The organism is Clostridium tarantellae, assembly GCF_009295725.1.
Lineage (GTDB): Bacteria > Bacillota > Clostridia > Clostridiales > Clostridiaceae > Sarcina > Sarcina tarantellae.
In genome coordinates, this window is the sequence record NZ_WHJC01000414.1 from 1 (window position 1) to 2,325 (window position 2,325).

The window sequence follows — 2,325 nt, forward strand, 5'->3', positions numbered from 1 at the left end:
AAATAAAGTCATTGAAAAGAAGATTAGTTTACTAGAAGTCTTAAGCGAGTAAGGGATGGTGTAAGCCTTATAGAATAAAGTAAATGAAGAGAGCCTTGGAGATACTACCTGAAAAAATTTAAAATAGTAAGGTAAGTCGCTAGAGTAGCGTTATAATATTAAAGTGGGTTTAAAACCAATTAGAGTGGTACCGCGGAATAAGTCCGTCTCTTTTTTATAAGTAAAAGAGATGGACTTTTTTATTTAAAATTTTCAAAAAAAGTTAATTTAATAGTTTATATGTTATACAATATAAATTATTTGGAAAATATAAATATTATAGAATTTTGCTCAAATATCTAGTGCAGGATTAATATATTAGGAGGAATAAATAATGGATTATAAAAAATTAGTAGCAGAAAGAATAAAAACTCATGTAGATGTAGATTTAGAAACCATAGAAAAGCTTATAGAAATTCCACCAAAGCCAGATATGGGGGATTTTGCATTTCCATGTTTTCAATTAGCTAAAGTTGTGAGAAAAGCTCCAAATATGATAGCTGAAGAATTAGCTAAAGAAATAAATAAAGAAGGATTTGAAAAAGTAGAAAATTTAGGACCTTATTTAAACTTTTTTGTTGATAAAGTAACTTTTAGTAAAAATATAATAACTAAAGTTTTAGAAGAAGGAGATAACTATGGAGCTTCTACAATAGGAAATGGAAAAAATGTGGTTGTAGAATATTCATCTCCTAATATAGCTAAACCATTTCATGTAGGTCATTTATTTACTACAGCAATAGGTCATTCTTTATATAGAATGTTAAATTTTGAAGGCTATAATACAACTAGAATAAATCATTTAGGTGATTGGGGAACACAGTTTGGAAAGCTTATATCAGCTTATAAAAGATGGGGAAATGAAGAGGCTTTAGAGAAGGAACCAATAACTGAATTATTAAGAATATATGTTAAATTCCATGATGAAGTTGAAAATAATCCAGAACTTGAAGATGAAGGAAGAATGTATTTTAAAAAGCTTGAAGATGGAGATACAGAAGCTACAGAATTATGGAGAAGATTTAAAGATTTATCTTTAAAAGAATTTAACAATATTTATTCAATGCTTGGAGTTGATTTTGATTCTTGGGCAGGTGAAAGTTTTTACAATGATAAAATGGATTCAGTTGTAAAAGAACTAGAAGAAAAGAAAGTTTTAACTGAAAGCAATGGTGCTAAAGTTGTAATGTTAGATGATTATAATATGCCACCATGTATAGTTTTAAAATCTGATGGTGCATCTATTTATGCTACAAGAGATTTAGCAGCAGCAATGTATAGACAAAAAACTTATGATTTTGATAAATGTGTATATGTAGTTGGTAAAGATCAAATACTTCATTTTAATCAAGTATTTAAGACATTAGAATTAGCAGGTCATGAATGGGCAAAAAATTGTGTTCATATACCATTTGGATTAGTTAAATTTGCAGATAGAAAGCTTTCAACAAGAAAAGGAAATGTAGTTTTATTAGAAGAACTATTAAAAGAAGCAATAGCTAAAACTCTTGAAACAATAAATGAGAAAAATCCAACTTTAGAAAATAAAGAAGAAGTTGCAAAAAATATAGGTATAGGGGCTATATTGTTTACTTATTTAAAAAATTCAAGAGAAAGAGATATAGTATTTGATTGGAAAGAAATGCTTAGTTTTGAAGGGGAAACAGGCCCTTATGTTCAGTATTCATATGCTAGAGCGAAAAGCATATTAAGAAGAGTTGAAAATATTAATGCAGAGCCTGATTTTTCAAAATTAAATTCAAAAGAAGAATTTGAATTAGCTAAAACTTTAGAAGGATTCAAAAAAGCTATATTACTTGGAATAGATAAATTAGAGCCATCAGTAGTTACTAGATATTCAATAGATGTAGCTAAAGCATTTAATAAATTTTATAATTCTCATACAGTATTAAATTTAGATGATGAAGGATTAAAAGCTGCAAGAGTGAAATTAATAGAAGCTACTGCACAAGTAATAAAAAATGCTTTATTTTTAATAGGAATAAATGTAGTAGAAAAAATGTAATAAAAAAGACGAGTTTTTTATTAAAAACTCGTCTTTTTATATAATTAATCTTTATTTTTTTCATTATCTTTATTGTATTTAGGACATTTAGATGAACAACTGCCACAATTACACTCCCCTTTAGAAGTTTTCTTAAAGTTTTTATATAATATAAATATTACAAATAAAACAATAATTACTGTAATTAAAATTTCCATAAATAACTCACCCCTTTTTTATTAAATTATTAAAATACCAATATTATATATAAAATAAGAAAC

Annotated in this window: 2 protein-coding genes and 1 other annotated feature; of the genes, one reads left to right on the top strand and one right to left on the bottom strand. The window is 26.5% G+C overall.

Translation table 11 applies throughout. The features are described from left to right. Nucleotides 1-2 precede the first annotated feature (2 nt). Nucleotides 3-214, top strand: a binding site (T-box leader). Between the two features lie 159 nt (nt 215-373). After that, nucleotides 374-2,065, top strand: a complete 1,692-nt coding sequence (argS, locus tag GBZ86_RS15130) for an arginine--tRNA ligase (protein ID WP_152892032.1) — start codon at nt 374-376, stop codon at nt 2,063-2,065. Nucleotides 2,066-2,109: 44 nt separating this feature from the next. Here the strand turns inward: argS and GBZ86_RS15135 are convergent, their stop codons facing one another. Then, on the bottom strand, nt 2,110-2,262 hold the full coding sequence (locus GBZ86_RS15135) for a FeoB-associated Cys-rich membrane protein (RefSeq protein WP_152892034.1): 153 nt from the start codon (nt 2,260-2,262) through the stop codon (nt 2,110-2,112). Nucleotides 2,263-2,325: the final 63 nt, after the last annotated feature.